Source organism: Kaistella sp. (assembly GCF_041824135.1).
GTDB lineage: Bacteria > Bacteroidota > Bacteroidia > Flavobacteriales > Weeksellaceae > Kaistella.
Genome location: NZ_JBGZYM010000078.1, coordinates 43,509 through 61,710 on the forward strand (window position 1 = coordinate 43,509; position 18,202 = coordinate 61,710).

Annotated in this window: 15 protein-coding genes; 9 read left to right on the forward strand and 6 right to left on the reverse strand. The window is 35.7% G+C overall.

Features of this window, described 5'->3' with window-relative positions; translation table 11 throughout:
- The 3 genes from ACEYOS_RS09025 to ACEYOS_RS09035 are packed head-to-tail and all read right to left on the reverse strand — an operon-like array spanning window position 1 to window position 5,198.
- Window positions 1-2,166: a patatin-like phospholipase family protein gene (locus tag ACEYOS_RS09025; protein WP_373709654.1), complete on the reverse strand. Its 2,166-nt coding sequence runs from the start codon at window positions 2,164-2,166 to the stop codon at window positions 1-3.
- On the reverse strand, window positions 2,167-4,611 hold the full coding sequence (locus ACEYOS_RS09030; protein WP_373709653.1) for a bifunctional UDP-N-acetylmuramoyl-tripeptide:D-alanyl-D-alanine ligase/alanine racemase: 2,445 nt from the start codon (window positions 4,609-4,611) through the stop codon (window positions 2,167-2,169).
- Window positions 4,608-5,198 (reverse strand): thymidine kinase, encoded by a 591-nt coding sequence (locus ACEYOS_RS09035; protein WP_373709652.1) that lies wholly within the window; start codon window positions 5,196-5,198, stop codon window positions 4,608-4,610. The genes ACEYOS_RS09030 and ACEYOS_RS09035 overlap by 4 nt, the downstream gene beginning before the upstream one ends.
- Before the next feature lie 61 nt (window positions 5,199-5,259).
- Here ACEYOS_RS09035 and ACEYOS_RS09040 point away from each other — a divergent pair, with 61 nt between their 5' ends.
- From ACEYOS_RS09040 to ACEYOS_RS09075, 8 genes are all read left to right on the forward strand, one after another.
- On the forward strand, window positions 5,260-6,285 hold the full coding sequence (locus tag ACEYOS_RS09040) for a hypothetical protein (RefSeq protein WP_373709651.1): 1,026 nt from the start codon (window positions 5,260-5,262) through the stop codon (window positions 6,283-6,285).
- A 20-nt stretch (window positions 6,286-6,305) separates the two neighbouring features.
- On the forward strand, window positions 6,306-7,682 hold the full coding sequence (gene murC / locus ACEYOS_RS09045; protein WP_373709650.1) for a UDP-N-acetylmuramate--L-alanine ligase: 1,377 nt from the start codon (window positions 6,306-6,308) through the stop codon (window positions 7,680-7,682).
- Window positions 7,683-7,906: 224 nt separating this feature from the next.
- Window positions 7,907-8,368 carry an IS200/IS605 family transposase gene (tnpA, locus tag ACEYOS_RS09050; RefSeq protein WP_373709649.1) on the forward strand — a complete coding sequence of 154 codons (462 nt, stop codon included), beginning with the start codon at window positions 7,907-7,909 and terminating at the stop codon, window positions 8,366-8,368.
- Between the two features lie 156 nt (window positions 8,369-8,524).
- A complete protein-coding gene (gene rsmI / locus ACEYOS_RS09055) occupies window positions 8,525-9,259 on the forward strand; it encodes a 16S rRNA (cytidine(1402)-2'-O)-methyltransferase (protein WP_373709648.1) in 735 nt (244 codons plus the stop codon).
- A gap of 10 nt (window positions 9,260-9,269) precedes the next feature.
- Window positions 9,270-10,013, forward strand: a complete 744-nt coding sequence (fabG, locus tag ACEYOS_RS09060; RefSeq protein WP_373709647.1) for a 3-oxoacyl-[acyl-carrier-protein] reductase — start codon at window positions 9,270-9,272, stop codon at window positions 10,011-10,013.
- 260 nt (window positions 10,014-10,273) lie between these two features.
- A complete protein-coding gene (gene egtB, locus ACEYOS_RS09065; protein WP_373709646.1) occupies window positions 10,274-11,425 on the forward strand; it encodes an ergothioneine biosynthesis protein EgtB in 1,152 nt (383 codons plus the stop codon).
- Window positions 11,422-12,378 carry an L-histidine N(alpha)-methyltransferase gene (locus tag ACEYOS_RS09070; protein ID WP_373709645.1) on the forward strand — a complete coding sequence of 319 codons (957 nt, stop codon included), beginning with the start codon at window positions 11,422-11,424 and terminating at the stop codon, window positions 12,376-12,378. The genes egtB and ACEYOS_RS09070 overlap by 4 nt, the downstream gene beginning before the upstream one ends.
- Window positions 12,371-13,030 (forward strand): aspartate/glutamate racemase family protein, encoded by a 660-nt coding sequence (locus ACEYOS_RS09075; protein WP_373709644.1) that lies wholly within the window; start codon window positions 12,371-12,373, stop codon window positions 13,028-13,030. The genes ACEYOS_RS09070 and ACEYOS_RS09075 overlap by 8 nt, the downstream gene beginning before the upstream one ends.
- Window positions 13,031-13,051: 21 nt before the next feature.
- On the opposite strand, the gene ACEYOS_RS09080 is transcribed toward ACEYOS_RS09075, so the two are convergent.
- The 3 genes from ACEYOS_RS09080 to surE are packed head-to-tail and all read right to left on the reverse strand — an operon-like array spanning window position 13,052 to window position 15,590.
- Complete coding sequence (locus ACEYOS_RS09080; protein WP_373709643.1) at window positions 13,052-13,711, reverse strand: hypothetical protein; 660 nt, start codon at window positions 13,709-13,711, stop codon at window positions 13,052-13,054.
- 25 nt (window positions 13,712-13,736) lie between these two features.
- Window positions 13,737-14,777 carry a GMP reductase gene (locus ACEYOS_RS09085; protein ID WP_373709642.1) on the reverse strand — a complete coding sequence of 347 codons (1,041 nt, stop codon included), beginning with the start codon at window positions 14,775-14,777 and terminating at the stop codon, window positions 13,737-13,739.
- A 48-nt stretch (window positions 14,778-14,825) separates the two neighbouring features.
- Complete coding sequence (gene surE / locus ACEYOS_RS09090; RefSeq protein ID WP_373709641.1) at window positions 14,826-15,590, reverse strand: 5'/3'-nucleotidase SurE; 765 nt, start codon at window positions 15,588-15,590, stop codon at window positions 14,826-14,828.
- 219 nt (window positions 15,591-15,809) lie between these two features.
- On the opposite strand from surE, the gene ACEYOS_RS09095 reads away from it, so the two are divergent.
- Window positions 15,810-18,092, forward strand: coding sequence for a DUF5686 family protein (locus ACEYOS_RS09095; protein WP_373709640.1), 2,283 nt, complete (start codon window positions 15,810-15,812; stop codon window positions 18,090-18,092).
- The last annotated feature ends 110 nt before the right edge of the window (window positions 18,093-18,202 follow it).

Sequence of the window (18,202 nt, forward strand, 5' to 3'; positions counted from 1 at the left end):
TTAAAACCAATGTCCCAGAATTACGCTGAACATTCCTCTGTTAATTTTTAGTGAATGACTATAATTGACTTTTATTTGGCCAAAAGGAGATTTGTAGCCTGCGGTTAATCCAGCAGAAGAATCTGAAACGTGTAAAATATCATCAACATTTAAATCGTCAAACAGATTCGCAAAGGAAAAATTTGCATCTGCAAAGAAGTTTTTTGATAATCTAAATTGAGCAGTACTCGAAGAAATTAAAATATTCTGCGCCACTGTCTGACCAAATTGATAGCCTTGGAAAGTTACAAAATTGCCTAGATTCTGATCAAATATTCCACCCATTCTGTAGTTATAATAAGGACTAAGATTATCTCCAATGGTAAATCCTCCAAATAATCCAAGACGGTAGGTTAACCAATTCGTCACTGGGAAATTCAATTGCGTATCGATTTTAAACTGAAGAATTCGACCATCGTCAAACTTGTTCAATATATCTAAAAGTTTTCCTTCGGCTGATAAAAATAAACCTCTGGTGGGAAAACTACGGTCATCCTGCGTATCACTTTTAATAAAAGCATAGGCATTTAGAAAATTTTGAGAGTTGTTATAACCAGTAGTGCCTGTAATTTTCGAGTCAAAATAATCACTGCTGATTCCCGCTCCAACCGCATATTTATCTCGCCAAATGGATTGTAAAAATACTTCGCTTCTGAACCAGTTCCATTTTTCGAAGATATTACCAGCCTCATCTTTCAGGTCGAGGGACATTCCAGATGCGTACACTCCAAGACCGGGAATGTATCCATTATCAATGAAATAATTGAAGTAATATCGAGGCTGATCACCAACGACAATATCTAAGGAAACCGTAGAATTACGGAATAACAGACGTTTTGCAGTGGCGTTCAGTAGTAATCCCGTTTTAAATATTTCATCGTAATGTAAACCGAATTTCAAAAAGAAGCGGGTATCATCTTCGGTCACATCTAACTTCAAATAATTCTTATCATTGCCTTGAACGATATCATAATTAATTAAACGATAATTGTTAGTCGCATATAATTTATCAATCATTTTATTAATACCACCGTAGGTTTGAAGAGAAGGAATTTTTAAATTCATTTTTCCCAAAACATAGTTTTTTCTGAAAATATGATCGTTTTCCAGAATAAGGCTGTCAATTTTATAAACGTTTGAATAAACAGAGCTCATCGGTGCGCGGAGAAGAATATCCTCTCTTTTTGGTAATAAAGAAAGCGTTTGAGCATACTTTTGAACTTCAACATAACCCGAATCCAAAATTGCTTTTTTAGCATCATAACTGGTAGCGCCCGTTCCATCCAAGTTTGGATGAATATTGATGTCCGTATAGTTGTATTGATTTTTTGTTTCTTTCTGAATGCCAAAATCAATCACTTGATTTAAAATAGAGATTGCGGACTGCAAATCTTTTCGACTTGATAATCCCTGACTTAAATCGACACCGATAACAATATCAATTCCCTTATCTTTTAATGGCTTAGAAGGATAGTTGATGGTCATCGCGCCATCAATATAAAGCGAGTCATTTATTTTTACCGGATCCATTAAGGAAGGAAACGCTGAGCTAGCCATAATGGAACTTACCAGATCTCCGTTTTCAAATAATTTCATTTTTCCACTTTCCAGATTGGTGGCAACGCACATAAAAGGAATTGGTAATTTGGAGAAGTCAGTAATTGTTGAAACGTTTTTAAAGAGTTCCTTCAACATATAAATGTTTTTCTGACCCGTAGATATCGCTTTCGGAAGTACGTTGATCTTCCCATCTTTTATGGGAACAGTCAGAATATACTTATCGACTGATTTGTTAAAAAATGACGTCTCTTGTCGCGTTTTTTCATTGGCGATTAGAGAATAGAAATCAGTATCCATTACGATCTGTTCGATTTCTTTTCCAGTGTATCCAGAGGCATATAAACCACCGACAATGGCTCCCATGCTCGTTCCTGATATATAGTCGACTTTTACTCCTAAAGAATCTAATACCTTGAGAACGCCAATATGGGCGAAACCTTTGGCTCCACCACCAGAAAGTGATAAACCGATCCTTGGATTTTTTGGGATAGTAAAACCGTCCTTAATCTGTGCATTCAAAGCAACAGTCATAAAAAGGAAAAGGAAATAGATGATGTTTTTTTTCATTTAATCTTTGATGTATATACGCTTAACGCGCCGTGATATTGAAGTTAGGACTTCATAAGATATTGTTTTGCAGTAGCCTGCGAATTCTTCTAAGGATGGATTGGAGTTAAAGATAATAACTTCTTCACCTTCTTTAACCATAAAATCTCCCAAATCGATCATCATCATATCCATGCAAACATTGCCGACAATTGGAAAAAGATTATTTCTTATTCCAACGAAACCAACGTTATTTCCGATCAGTCTGGGAATTCCATCAGCGTAACCAACTGGAATAGTGGCGATATTGGTATTCTTTTCTGTTTTAAATTTTCTGTTGTAACCGACTGAATCACCTTGTTTTATCTCTGAAATCTGCGAAATAACGGTCTTAAAAGTAACTGCACTTTTAAGTTGTTTTTTAATTTCTGGGTTTGCCGAAATTCCGACCATTCCAATACCAATTCTAACCATATCAAATTGATAATCAGCAAAATTAACAATGCCTGAAGTATTGAGAATGTGCCTGATCGGGTGATCATTTAAACCAGCGATAAGGTCTAACGAATTTTCATTAAAGATATGAATTTGTTCTAAGGTATATTCTTTTTCTTGATCATCATCAGAAGAAGATAAATGGCTGAAAATAGATTTTACTTTCACATTCATCGAGTTCAACTTATCGATAAGTTCTGGCAATTCATCTTTATTAAAACCAAGACGATGCATTCCTGTTTCCAGCTTGATATGAATTGGATAACGATGTTGAATTCCTTTTTGAATCAGTTTTTCATTAAACAATTCCAGCACTCGAAAACTGTAGATTTCCGGTTCCAGATTAAAATCGATGATGATGTTGTAACTGTGCTGTTCCGGATTCATCACCATAATCGGTGTCGTAATTCCGCTTTTTCTAAGATCGACGCCTTCATCAGCGTAAGCAACTCCTAAGTAATCGATATGATGATGCTGCAAAAATTCTGCAATTTCGTAACCTCCTAAACCGTAAGAATAAGCTTTCACCATTGCCATCATTTTGGTCTTAGGCTTCAGTAAAGCTTTATGAACATTGATGTTGTGTAGAATAGAGTTTAAATTTACCTCTAAAACAGTATCATGTTTCTGTAATTCCAGATAAGATTTTACTTTATCAATTTCAAATTTTCTGGCTCCTTTCAATAAAATTAAATGATCTTCAATTTGGTGAAGATTCACACTTTCAATGAGTTCAGAGGTATTATTAAAAGTAAAAGTGGTGGCTTCAAATAATCTTTCCAGTTTCGTTATCTCGTCCCCAATTAGAAAAACTGAATTGAAATTTTGTTCGTTCGTCAAAAAAGCAACTTCGTGATATAACTGATCCGCATTTTTTCCCTCTACAAAATCTGTTAGAATTAAAGCTTTATTCGGTTTGTTATATTCGTTGATATTCTGAAAGGCAATTTTCAAAGAATCTAAATCAAGATTAAAAGAATCATTGATAATTAAATTATTCCGAATTCCATTCACACTTTCCAATCGCATTTCAACCGACTTTAGTGAATTTAATCTCTGGATAATTTTAGAATTTTCAAAACCAAATTCTTTCAAGACACATATCACACACAATACATTGCTGATGGTAGCTTCATCTCTCTGATAAACCGGAACTGAAAAATGCTCATCAAAATATTGAATTTCTATCTCTTTCGATCTGTCCTTCCAATCGTTTTTAATAAACACGTCATTATGATCTTTAAAACCAAATGATGTTAATTTTTTACTTGAATAGATTTCAGTTATTTTATTAACAACCAATTCATTATCTCCATTAAAAATAATCGTTTCTGAATTGACAAATAATTTAATTTTTTCATCAATAAGTTCCTCAACAGAATCAAAATTCGAAGAATGCGCCGCTCCGATATGCGTAAGAATACCAATTTGTGGAGAGAACAGATCTTCTAGAATGATCATCTCATTGGGTTTCGAAATCCCAACTTCAAAAATTCCTAACTGATGTTTTTTACTGATCTCCAGCAGCGAAAGTGGAAGTCCCAATTGAGAATTAAAACTCTTTGGACTTTTTACAGTAGCGTAATCGTGAAATAAGGATTGGTAGAGCCATTCTTTGACAATTGTTTTACCATTACTTCCGGTAATACCTATCGTTTTTAAATCAAATTGATTAAGATGGTGTTTTGCGATTTTTTGAAGAAATTCAATTGAATTTTTAACGATGATCCAGGTGATATTTTCATATTGCGGGAAATGATGTTCCGCAATGATGATGTCAATTCCTTTTTCGATCGCAGATTGAATGTATTTTTCTCCAGAATTTTTTGAAGTATTAATAGCCAGAAAGGCAGTATCATTAACCGAAAATAAAGTTCTACTGTCGTAGGCGATATTTTTAATGTGCAAATTTTCCTCACCAATTAATTGGGATCCGGTAATTTCTGCAATTTGTTTGGCGGTATAATTCATCGATTTTCGTTGTTCAGAAACTCTTCATTGAAAACTTTTCTGCTCACGGCTTCATAACTTTCGGTTTCGCCTAACTGAACCAAGTCAGTACTGGTCGAAATTCGCATAGAATGGTTGGCGAGATTTCCCGTTCTCTTGCAAATAGCGTGCACTTTTGTAACATATTCCGCCGTGGCCATTAAATTGGGAATCGGTCCAAAAGGTCGACCCATAAAATCCATATCCAAGCCCGCAATAACCACTCGTATTCCGCTGTTAGCCAATTTATTAGCTACTTCTACAATACTTTCGTCAAAAAACTGCGCTTCATCAATTCCAACAACATCGCACGTAGAACCTAATAAAAGAATCTCGTTTGGACTTTCTACCGGTGTACTGCGGATTTTATTTTGGTTGTGAGATACCACTTCCTCATCTGCATATCTGGTATCCAGTTTTGGCTTGAAGATTTCTACATTTTGTCCTGCCATTTCTGCACGGCGTAACCGACGGATTAACTCTTCAGTTTTTCCCGAAAACATCGAGCCGCAGATTACTTCCATCCAGCCGCTTTGTTTTGCGTGATTTATTGTATTTTCTAAAAACATTTGTTAATTTAGCCGTAAGATTTAAAAGCCCAAAATTACGGAAATTTAATAAGATTCTGATATGCAAAGTCTCCAAGATATACACGATAAAATTTTTTTCGAAACCAAAAGTATTCTCGAAACGCTCTGTAAAATAAATTCAAAAGATGAACTTCTGGCGAAACAAGATTTATTTACAGAGGTAACCGATCGAATTGCCTTTTTAAGAATTTTAGAAAAAAATGAGGAAAACTTTGCCCGAATTCTCACTGGAGAAATCGCAGAAGATATTTCTATAGATCAAAATCAAGTCATCGATAAAGCCACTGAGCATGTAGAATTTACTGAACAGGATTTTAGTGATGATGTCATCGAGGAAGAAGTGATGTTTACCACCGAACTCAACAATTTTGAGGATGAAATTGAGACTGAAGATAAAAATGTTGATAGTTCTTTACATTCTGAGATGATCGAAGAACCGTTTTTTGAAGAAGAGCTTGACTCTATTTCTGAATCGGATTTGGCAGCAGAAGATGAAATTCCTTTGGTAATTGAACAGGAAGAACCTGATTATGCCGAGAGAGTTGCGCAGAAAGAACGTGAGCTGGAGGAAATGGAAGAACGCCGTCGAAAAATTGTAGAGTTTAGTAAACATGAAACTCAGCCAGAAGACACTACAGAAATCACTGAACATAAAGCTGAAACCACACTGCAACAGGCTGAGAAAAAATTCAAATTGGCCAATATTAAAGGTTTGAAGGTAATGCAACAATTATTTGATAATGATCCTTTGGACGAAGAAAAAGTTGTACAACATGTACAACCTGAGCCAGGAAGTATTTTGAAATCGAATGTGCAGACTGATTTTATGGAGGCCGAAAAAAAGAAACCAGAATTTAAACTGGATTTAAATGATAAAGTTGCCTTTAGCAAAAGTTTGTTTGGTGGCGATGATGAAGAATTAAAAAGTACGATTGAAAAACTAAATAGTTTTAGCACTTTGGAAGAAGCGAAACAATATCTTAGCGAAGTTTACTATCGAAAAGACTGGAGCAAAAAAGATGAATTTGCGCAGAGACTCTGGAATTTGGTTGAAAGTAAATTTTAGTAAAAGCAGAAACTTTGAGTATGATAAAAAATATAAACGATTTCCAAAACGTCTTTTTTATTGGCGTTGCGGGAGTTGGAATGAGCGCCATCGCTCAATATTTAAAAGGAATTGGAAAAGAAGTTTCCGGCAGCGATCGCTATTTTCATCTGGGAGAATATAATAAAACCAAAGAACAGTTAGAAGCTGAAGGAATCAATTGTTTTCTTCAAGACGGAACCGGAATTACAGAAAAAACTGATTTGGTTGTAGTTTCTACGGCAATCGAAGATACCGTTTATGAAGTTAAAAAAGCCAAAGAACTTGGAATTCAAATTATAAAAAGAAGCGAACTTTTATCAATCATCGCTAAAAGTAAAAAGACGATCGCAGTTGCTGGAACTTCTGGAAAGTCAACCACTTCAGCGATGTTGTATCAAATCTTATTAGACGCTCACTTAGAGCCAAGTATTATTTCCGGAGCTGGTTTAACCAGTATTATCAAACAAGGTAAAATTGGAAATGCTGCCGTAGGAAAAGGAGAGTGGCTGATTATTGAAGCTGATGAAAGCGACGGTTCGGTCGTTCAGTATCAACCTGAAATCGGTTTGCTTCTAAACATTGATAAAGACCACCAGGAAATCGACGAATTGATCGAATTATTTACCATATTTAAAAATAATACTAATAGCTTATTTGTTGTCAATCAATCAAATACACTAGCGAAAACTTTGTCGGCGAATGCAGAAAATGATTTCGGATTTGAAGATCAAACTACGGGTTATTCTGCAGAGAACTTTAAACAGGATGGATTGTCATTAACTTTCGAAGTTTTAGATCAGAAGTTTCAAATGAATTCTTTGGGACAACATTCAGTTGAAAATGCAACTGCTGCAATTGCCGTTGCTAATCAAATCGGAATCGACTTAAAAACCTGCTCAGACAGTTTAGCAACTTACGAAGGGATATATCGGCGTCATCAAATCCTTGGACAGAAAAATGGAGTTTGGGTAATTGATGATTATGCTCACAATCCAGCAAAATGTGCAGCTTCAATTAAAGCATGTCAACCTTTAGCAGAAAAAGTAATTGCTTGGTTTCAACCACATGGTTACAAGCCAACACGATTTTTGAAAGACGACTTTATTCAGGAAATTGCTGATTCTTTAAGACCACAAGATGAGATCTGGATGAGTGAAATTTTCTACGCTGGCGGAACTGCTGTGAAAGATATTTCAGCCAATGAATTAGTTGAAGGAATAAAAGCAATGGGAAAAAATGCCCATTTTGTAGAAGACCGCAATAATTTATTGGAAGCATTGAAACCTGAGTTAAAGGAAGGAACAGTATTGTTATTAATGGGCGCGAGAGATCCGAGTTTGGAGAATTTTTGCAATGAACTGTTTGATAATTTATAAGATTGAAATCTAAACAAAACCCTAAGATTAATCATTATTTAAACCCTGAGATTAAAATCTCAGACAAGAATATCGGCCGTTTCGCTGTAACTAAAATCCAGTCGCATAGCGACGACCGACATAAAAAGCGTTGGAATTCATTCCAATGTGACTAAAAAGGATTATTGTATTATATCAAAATTTATATCATTCAGAGTAATTATAATTTTTAAAATGTTGTCAATATGCCAAACACTTATGTAAAATTATATGTTCAAACTGTTTTTTCTGTAAAGTATAGAAATGCACTCATAAAGGATCATTTTAGAAAAGAGTTACATGCAGTAGTCGGCAGTTTAATAAATGAGACGGGTTGTAAAACATTTATTGTTAATGGAGTAGAAGATCATATTCATTGCTTATTTTCTTTGAAATCATCGATTTCGCTTTCTGAAGTTATGAAAAGTGTAAAAGCAAAATCCTCGAAATGGATTAACGAAAATGGATTTGTTAAAGAGCGGTTTGAATGGCAAAGAGGATTTGGAGGATTTAGTTATAGCCAATCTGCCATAAATAATGTTTATAAATATATTCAAAATCAAGAAGAGCATCATAAAAAGGAAAACTTTAAAGCAGAATATCAGAAACTACTAAAGGAATTTGAAGTTGAGTATAATGAAGATTATTGGTTTGAGGATTTAATTTAAAGAATACATTAATTTTGCAAAAGATTCAAAATGAATCTAAAACCTAGGATTAAAATCTTAGACAATAATATCAGTCAGTGCTGCAACTAACATTCAGTCGCATAGCGACGACCGATATCAAAACGTCGGAATTTATTCCAACAAGAAAAAACAAAAATGAGCGGCATCCTATATTTTGTTCCAACACCGATTGGAAACCTAGAAGACATGACTTTCAGAGCGGTAAAAATTCTGAAAGACGTTGATTATATTTTATGTGAAGATACCCGAACTTCAGGTTTTCTGTTGAAGCATTATGAAATTTCAAAACCGTTGAAATCATATCATCTGCACAACGAACATCAAATGACAAAGAAGGTAATTGATGATTTAAAGAACGGACAAAATATCGCGATAATCACCGATGCCGGCACACCCGGAATTTCAGATCCCGGCTATCTTTTAGCAAAAGCTGTTTCAGATGAGGATCTAGAAATGCAGTGTTTACCTGGCGCGACAGCGTTTGTTCCTGCTTTGGTGGTTTCTGGATTGCCGAACAATGAGTTTTTATTTGCCGGATTTTTACCTCAAAAAAAAGGAAGACAGACTAAGCTCAAACAACTGGCAGAAGAGAAGAAAACAATTATTCTTTATGAAAGCCCACACAAGATCAACACCACTTTAGAGCAGATCAAAGAATTCTTTGGTGAAGAAACAAAAGTGAGTTTAAGTCGGGAGATTTCCAAAAAGTTTGAAGAAACTAAGCGTGGTAATATCAATGAGTTAATTGACTTCTCCAAAAGCAAAACTTTAAAAGGAGAAATCGTTTTAGTCATCAGTAATGTGATGGGAAAAGAGGATGAAGAAGAGAAACCTTTGTCGAAAAACAAATATAAAAGTTTAGAAAAATAAACGAAAAGATATGGGATTATTAGAAGGAAAAGTTGCCCTAATTACCGGCGCAACGCGCGGAATCGGAAAGGGAATTGCGGAAGTTTTCGCCAAAGAAGGAGCTGAAGTTGCTTTCACCTATGCTGGTTCTGTTGACAAAGCAAAGGCTTTAGAAGAAGAATTAGGAAAAATTACGAAAGTGAAATCTTACCAATCCGATGCTTCTGATTATGACGCTGCTCAGCAACTGGCTGCCGATGTCATCGGTGATTTCGGTAGAATTGATATCCTCATTAATAATGCAGGAATTACCAGAGATAATCTAATGTTGAGAATGTCCAAAGACGATTGGGACACCATTATCAAAGTGAATTTAGATTCAGTGTTCAACTTAACAAAAGCCGTTATCAAACCAATGATGAAGGCGCGTTCCGGTTCGATCATCAATATGACTTCGGTGGTTGGCGTGAAAGGAAATGCGGGTCAGGCGAATTATGCGGCTTCGAAAGCGGGTGTCATTGGCTTTTCAAAATCGATTGCTTTGGAATTAGGTTCCAGAAATATCCGTTGCAACGCGATTGCTCCAGGATTTATTGAAACTGAAATGACCGCTGCTTTAGATGAAAAAACAGTTCAGGGTTGGAGAGATGCGATTCCTTTGAAACGAGGCGGACAGCCGGAGGATGTGGCAAATGCGTGTGTTTTCTTAGCGAGCGATATGTCAACGTACATCAGCGGTCAGGTTCTTAATGTTGATGGTGGAATGTTGACTTAAAAATTTTAGAAGCACAGAGATTTGTTTCTTTTTTCAAAACCCGTCCCGCTTTCCACTATATCTTTTGCCATCGCTGTCGCGATATCAAAAGGATGCCGTTGCAATCGGGGCTAGAACAACCATAAAGATAACTTACTAACAATTTGAATGTTACGATTGTTAGTAAGTTTTATTACTAATTTTTAGAAACTAGTTGGATAATTTTTCATTAGTGGAATATTATTTGTATTCATCTACGCTTGTAATCAATAGATATTGATATGAGTGAATTATTACAATTATATAAAAAGACGCGATCGCAGTCAACCGCCCTTTGTGAACCTCTGGAAATAGAAGATTACATTCCGCAGCCTGTTGATTTTGCAAGTCCACCTAAATGGCATCTAAGCCATTCTACCTGGTTTTTTGAGGAAATGATCCTCAAAAAATTTGTTACCAACTACAAAGTATTCAATCCACACTTTGGATTTCTTTTCAATAGTTATTACCAGACATTGGGTGACAGAGCAATCCGTACCGAGAGAGGTACGATTACAAGACCCACAGTTGCAGAAGTTGTAGACTACCGAAAATATGTCGATCAGCATATCGAAAATTTATTGCTCAACAACGATGATCCCGAATTGAGGGAACTCATTATTCTAGGAATTAATCACGAACAGCAACATCAGGAACTGTTAATAACCGATTTAAAACATACCTTTTCCTACAATCCAATTCATCCAGTTTATAAGGAAGGATTTAATCTGACCTCACAGCAAAACGAAGAAAGTGGTTGGCTAAAAGTGGAAGAAGGAATTTACGATATCGGATATGACGGTAAAGAATTTCACTTTGATAATGAAAAAGGTCAACATAAAGTTTTTCTTCACCCGTTCGAAATCTCAAAAGCTTTAGTGACCAACGGTGAATATATAGAATTCATGGAAGCTGGCGGATACGAAAATTTTAAAGTTTGGCTCGATGAAGCTTGGACTTGGGTTACCGAGAATCAAGTCAAATCGCCTCTTTACTGGAAAAAAATTGAGGACCAATGGTTTTCCTATACTTTAGAAGGTTTAAAACCAATTGAACCTAATGATCAATTAACTCATATTTCTTTTTATGAAGCGCAAGCTTTTGCAACCTGGAAAGGCTTAAGACTTCCTACAGAATTTGAATGGGAAGCAGCGTGTGACCAATTTAAATGGGGAAAACGTTGGGAATGGACGTACTCAGCCTATTTACCTTATCCTCAATTCAAAATTGCTGAGGGAGCAGTAGGCGAATACAACGGAAAATTTATGATCAGTCAGATGGTTTTACGCGGAGCATCTACCGCAACGGCAAAAGGACATGAGCGGAAAACATACAGAAACTTTTTTCAACCAAAACACAGGTGGCAAGTCACCGGCATAAGATTAGCAAAATGACGAAAAACAATACCTTCTTAAAAGACGTGCTCGACGGTCTAAGTCAACCTTCAAAATATATTTCATCCCATTATTTTTATGATCAAGCTGGCGATCAACTTTTTCAGCAGATTATGGAAATGCCGGAATACTATCTTACCGATGCTGAACTTGAAATTTTCAGAGAACAAAGTGATGCGATCATCCAATCATTTGGACTTAATAAAAATGAAGATTTTGAGTTGATCGAGTTGGGTGCGGGAGATGGTAAAAAAACGCAACACCTTTTAAAGGCTTTGTTAGATGCAGGATATACTTTCAGTTATTGCCCCGTTGATATTTCCAGCAATAGTTTGAATACGATTACAACCAGAATGCAGGGTTTGTTTCTTAGTTTGGAAATTGAGCCAAAGCAAGGAGATTATTTTCATGTGTTAGATGACCTTTTTATTTCTAATAAACCAAAAGTGATTTTGTTTATCGGTTCTAACTTAGGGAATATGAGTGATGAACTGGCCACTACTTTTTTAGGAAAAGTTGCTCAAAATTTAAAGCCAGGCGAAAAATTACTTTTAGGCTTAGATCTTTTAAAATCGAAAGACATTGTGCTTCCAGCTTACTCTGACGCGGCCGGTATTACGAGTAAATTTAATTTGAATCTCCTAAAAAGAATTAATTCAGAATTGGGCGGTGATTTTATTATCGAAAACTTCGAACATGCTCCCGAATACACTGAAGAAGAAGGGATTGCCAAAAGTTTTTTAAAGAGTAAAATCAAGCAAACCGTTTATATTTCGGAGCTGAATCAATCTTTTCATTTTGATAAAGACGAAGTAATTCACACCGAAATTTCCCGGAAATATAACGATGAAATTTTACAAAATGTAATTGAAGATTCCAATTTAAAAATTAGTCATAAATTCTTAGATTCTAAAAATTATTTTGCAGATTATATTTTAAACAAAGATGAGTAGTATTATTTCTAAGGGAGTTTTAGGTTTAGGAGCAGTTTCCACTGCATTCTACCTAAAAGAAATTCATAAAAAATATCACGAAAGAAATCATCAGTTTTCAACGTGCCCTCTGCTGATGTATCAAATTGATTTTCAAGAAATAAACCCTTTTTTACCAAATCAATTCGGGGTTTTAATTCCCAAATTAAAAGAGACTTTAAAAGAGATCACAACTTTAGGAATCATGAAATTACTGGTTCCAAATATTACGCTTCACGAAACTTTAGATCAGATAGAAATTCCGTTGAAAATCTGTCATCCGGTTGATTTGACTTTAAAGCATTTAGAAGATCATCAGATCTCCGAAGTATATCTTTTTGGAACTTTATACACGATGAACTCAGAATATATAAAGTCGAGATTTCTCGCAAAAAAGGTGAAGGTTTTACAACCTGCAGAATCTGATCAGAAATGGATTGATGATTTTCGAAAAAAGGTCTATCAGGGAAACGAGACTTTAGAGGAAATCATTTTTTTTCAAACTTTGATCCGAAAATATTCTGAAAAAAACGTTGTTGTGATCGCATGTACTGAACTTTCAGTTTTTTCCTTAAAAGAAAATCCATCGTGTATTGACATGATGGATCTACAGGTTGAAGAATTTCTAAAGTAGATTTGAACGCTAAAATTTTTTCTATAGTTCAGTTCCGTGGAAAGGACAATACACGTAATTTCCCGGGAATTTGGCTGAATCATTTTTGCAGACTTTCTCCTTCATTAAGGAAACTAGTGGCAAGTTCCACTCAAATATATCTTTACCAATTTTAACCGAGAAATTGCCTTTTTTATACGGATCTAAAATTCGCTTTCCTGCGCTATCTTTATTATTGAATATAAAAACATCTATACCAGAACCTATTGTTCCTAACATTTGTGCGAAAACGGGCTTCATCGTGTCGTTCATCATCTTCAAGACTTCACTATCGATATCAGAATCATCCAAAATAGGTACTACTTTGCCATTTTCCGAAAAAATTAAAGATTTTCGCACGTCATTAACGGTGAAATCCAGAGCGCCATTATTTGCAGCTAAAGAATAATCTCCGGCGACCACTATCGTGTAATCTTTAAATAAATTAACAACATAATCCCGTTGCTCCATGGTTCCTGCATTTTGCTCATTCATTACAGCCTCCCAAAATTCGGTTGGAATCCACCAAACTAATTTTATGCTTTTGGTCGTTTGTTTAATCTGCTGAATTTCTTCGGTCATCCTTTCTATCGCCGTTTTCTGTTGACTAAAGAGGGATAGACTGAAGATGATAGAAAAGAGAATTGTAAATTTATTGATCATTTTTTTTTATTTTCTGATGAGGCTGTTAACTTCCAAAGACCTGATTTTCCTGTTCTAAAACCCGGATAAAAGTGGTGCGTTTCGAAAGTTCACGCAACGTAGAAGCACCAACATAAGTACACGTGGAGCGAACGCCGCCGAGAATATCTTTTACGGTTTCTGAAACAGCTCCTTTATAAGAAACCTTCACCGTTTTACCTTCCGAAGCGCGATATTCTGCCACGCCGCCAGAATGTTTGTCCATGGCTGTTTGAGAACTCATTCCGTAAAACAGTCTGAATTTTTTACCATTCTCTTCTACGATTTCACCGCCACTTTCGTCATGTCCAGCGAACATTCCGCCCAACATCACGAAATCAGCGCCACCACCAAAAGCTTTGGCAACATCTCCCGGGATCTTACAGCCTCCATCAGAAATGATGTGACCGCCAAGGCCGTGCGCTGCATCAGCACATTCTATGATCGCCGAAAGTTGCGGATAACCAACACCCGTTTTTATTCTCGTCGTACAAACTGAACCTGGTCCAATTCCAACTTTTACGATATCAGCTCCAGACAAAATAAGTTCTTCCACCATTTCTCCGGTAACCACGTTTCCAGCAATAATGGTTTTATCGGGAAAGCTCTGGCGCATCTTTCTAACAAATTCTACAAAATGTTCCGAATAACCGTTGGCAACATCAATACACAGAAAGTTGATTTTCGGATAAGCGTCTACAATCTGCTGGATCTTTCCTTCATCATCTTTTCCGATTCCGGTGCTTAAAGCGATATAATCGTAAATGGAATCCGGTTGGTTTTCCAGAAATTGAGACCATTCTTCCACCGTGTAATGCTTGTGAATTGCCGTAATGATCTTCTCTTTGGACAATGCTTCTGCCATTTCAAAAGTTCCCACGGTATCCATATTGGCAGCGATAATTGGCACGCCGGTCCATTTCTTTTGAGAGTTTCTAAAAGTGAAATTTCTTTCTAAACTAACCTGTGATCGTGATTTTAAAGTAGAACGTTTCGGACGGATCATCACGTCTTTAAATCCTAATTTCAGTTCGGTTTCTATGCGCATTATATTCTTTGTTTTAATTGAAGAACTAAAGTACTGATTACTTTAATATTATTGAAAAATTTCTCTCAATTGCTGTAAATGTTCATGAGCCGTTAAATCAAATTTAACCGGAACAATCGAAATATAGCCATCTTCCAGAGCAGTTTCATCAGCATCATGACCGTCATCCATATTATTAAAATAACCTGTTAGCCAATAATATTTTTTACCATGTGGATTAATTCTTTCGTCAAAATTTTCTTCCCATTTGGCGTTAGCTTGCCTGCAAACTTTAATTCCTTTAATCTCTTCTTTTTTCAGTTTCGGAATATTAACATTCAAAACGGTTCCTTTCGGTAAAGGGTTTTCAAGAACTTTTTTCACGATATTCTGAATGTGTTCTTTGGCTTGCGAAAAATCAGCATCCCACGAAAAATCAAGCAAAGAGAAACCTATCGCCTGCAAACCTTCTACACCAGCTTCTACGGCGGCACTCATTGTTCCAGAATAGATGACATTGATCGAAGAATTGGCTCCGTGGTTAATTCCCGAAACTACTAGGTCTGGTTTTCTTGGCAAAATTTTATTCAAAGCAAACTTTACACAATCGACAGGAGTGCCACTTAAGGAATAATCTTTTTGAGGACCATCTAAGCCAATTTCTTCAAATGTTAAGGTGGAATCAATTGTAATGGCGTGACCTTTTCCAGATTGTGGTGAATTGGGAGCAACAACGATTACTTCACCAATTTCATTCATAAAGCTAATTAAATTTCTAATTCCTGGAGCGGTAATTCCGTCGTCGTTGGTAACTAATATTAAGGGTTTTTTCATTTATTTAAGATCATTTGCTACAAAAATAATTCTTTAAAAAGACTTTCGGAGTATTCTTAAGAAAGTTTAATATTTTTTTAATAATGAAAAATATGTAAAGACTTGAATACTATTTTTCGCGTTTAGAAGATAGAGTTTACAGGACAAGCTGATTAATTATGTTACTTTTGCAAGTTGTTAAAGACGTAAATTTTAAACGATTTTTGACTGCTATTATTTATGAACTATTTTAGAATTTTCTTTCTATTGCTTCTATTGACTTCTGCCTTTTCATTTTCCCAGGTTCGGGAAACCGATATAGATGAAGTTCAAATTATAGCCTCTAAGAAATTAAAGAAAAAAGACAACCCTGCTTACGAGATTTTGCAAGAAGTCTGGAAACGTAAAAAAAGTAACGGACTTTCCCTATTTCAGGATTATCAGTATGAAGAATATGAAAAGATCGAGTTGGATCTCGCCAATCTGGATTCTACTTTTACCCAGAAAAAAATCTTTAATAAAGTTGGTTTTATTTTTAAGTATGCAGATACTTTAGATCAACCCAACCAATTATCGCTACCCGTTTACTTTAATGAAACTCTTTATAAAAATTACGGTAAAAATCAACCTTCCAAAAAAGAGAAACGCGAGATTCTGGCGAATAAGTCTTCAGGATTGACAAGCAGCGATGCAATGGCGAACACCGCCAAGAATCTTTACAAAGAAATTGACATCTACGATAATGTTCTTAATTTCTTCAATATTGGATTTACGAGCCCGATTGCGACTGACGGCTTCTCAGCTTATGATTATCAACTTTTAGCTGACGAAAGTATTAATGGTAATGAATGTTACCGAATTAAATATGCACCAAAAAGAAAAGACGTGCTGTCGATGTATGGCGTTCTTTATATTTCAAAAGAAAATTATGCGGTCGTTCGAGCGACTTTAAAATCGACCAAAAGCATTAACGTAAATTTCGTCAATGGTTTTTATTATGATTTAGAATTTGATAATCCGAGTGATTCTATTTTTTTGCCAAAGAAAAATTATCAGGAAATTCAGATGTCGGTTTTTGGAAAGAAAGAAAAATCGAAAAGCATTGTAGCCAAGAAAACCGTTATTTTTTCAGACTATGTTTTTGATCAAAATTTAAGCGATGCAATTTTTGAAACCAAAGAAAAGTATTTAAGCGATTCAGAATTTTTAAAAGATGACGCTTACTGGCAAGAGAACAGAAAAGAAGCCTTGTCGAAAACAGAAGCGAATGTTTATACCATGATGGATGAGCTTGAAGAGGTACCTCAGTTTAAAAAAGCAGTGAAGATCTATGAAGTGGTTTCGAGTGGTTACTATAATGCCTTTAAAGGAATCGATTTTGGCGATATTTATTCTGTGATCGGATTTAATGAAGTCGAAGGTTTTAGACTAAGAGTGGGCGCCCGAACCTATTTTTCTGCCAATGATATGTGGCGTGCAGCTTTTTATACGGCGTATGGATTTAAGGATCATCAGCTCAAGTACGGACTCGAATTCAGAAAAATGTTCAATCGTGATAACCGGTTTACTTTAGGAGCAGGAACCCGGCGGGACATTTTGCAATTAGGTGCACAATTGATCGCGGACGAAGGAATTATGACACGCTCTTTTGCCTCATCCGGTGTTTTGAGTTCCGGTGATAATTTTTATTTAAGTTCTGTCAATCAGGTCAGTGGTTTTGCGGCGATCGATCCTTTTAAAAATTTCACCGTAAGATTAGATGCCACCCATCAAACTACAAAGTCTGCACTTCCGGAAAAATTTTCTTTGGATTTTTATAAGGACGGTCAAATCTATTCTGAACTTACCGATACCAAATTAGTCATGAGTGTAACTGCGAGACCAGGTGCTGTCTTTTCGCAATATGGGGTTGACCGTTACGAACACAGTACTTTGGCGCCGACGATCATGCTGAAATATACGCAGGGATTAGAAGGAGTTTTCAATTCGGATTTTAACTATAGTAAATTGCAGTTGTTTTACTTTCAACCGATTCTTTTAAAAAGTTTTGGAAGATTGATGCTGAATGTGGAGGCTGGGAAAAACTTTAATAAACTTCCATTGGCTTTGCAGAACATCATTCCGGGAAATCAGTCGTACAATTTAATGCCTAATACTTTTGCGTTGTTGAATTATTATGAGTTCGTAGCAGATCAATATGTAACCTTTCAGGCTGAACATCATTTTAATGGAAAAATTTTATCCTACATTCCATTGATCAAAAAATTGAAATTACGGGAAGTCGCCTTTTACAGAACCGCTATGGGTAGTTTGATGGAACGTTCTGTTGCAATGAATGTTGGAAATCAAAATCTGTCCGCACCAAAAAAGAAACCCTACTATGAATACGGATTCGGAATTGAAAATATTGGTTTCGGAAACGTCAGAATTTTAAGAGTAGATTTCAACTGGCGAGGGAATTATCTGGAAAATCCTGAAACTAAAAAATTCGGAATTAAGTTCGGCTTTCAGTATTATTTCTAAAAAGGCTCGCTGTTTCCTTTCGTCAATTTTATTCTACACGTTAAAATGTTTTAAAATTAGTATCTTATTCTAAATAAGGTACTAATTTTGATACTTTGAAAAAATCTTGT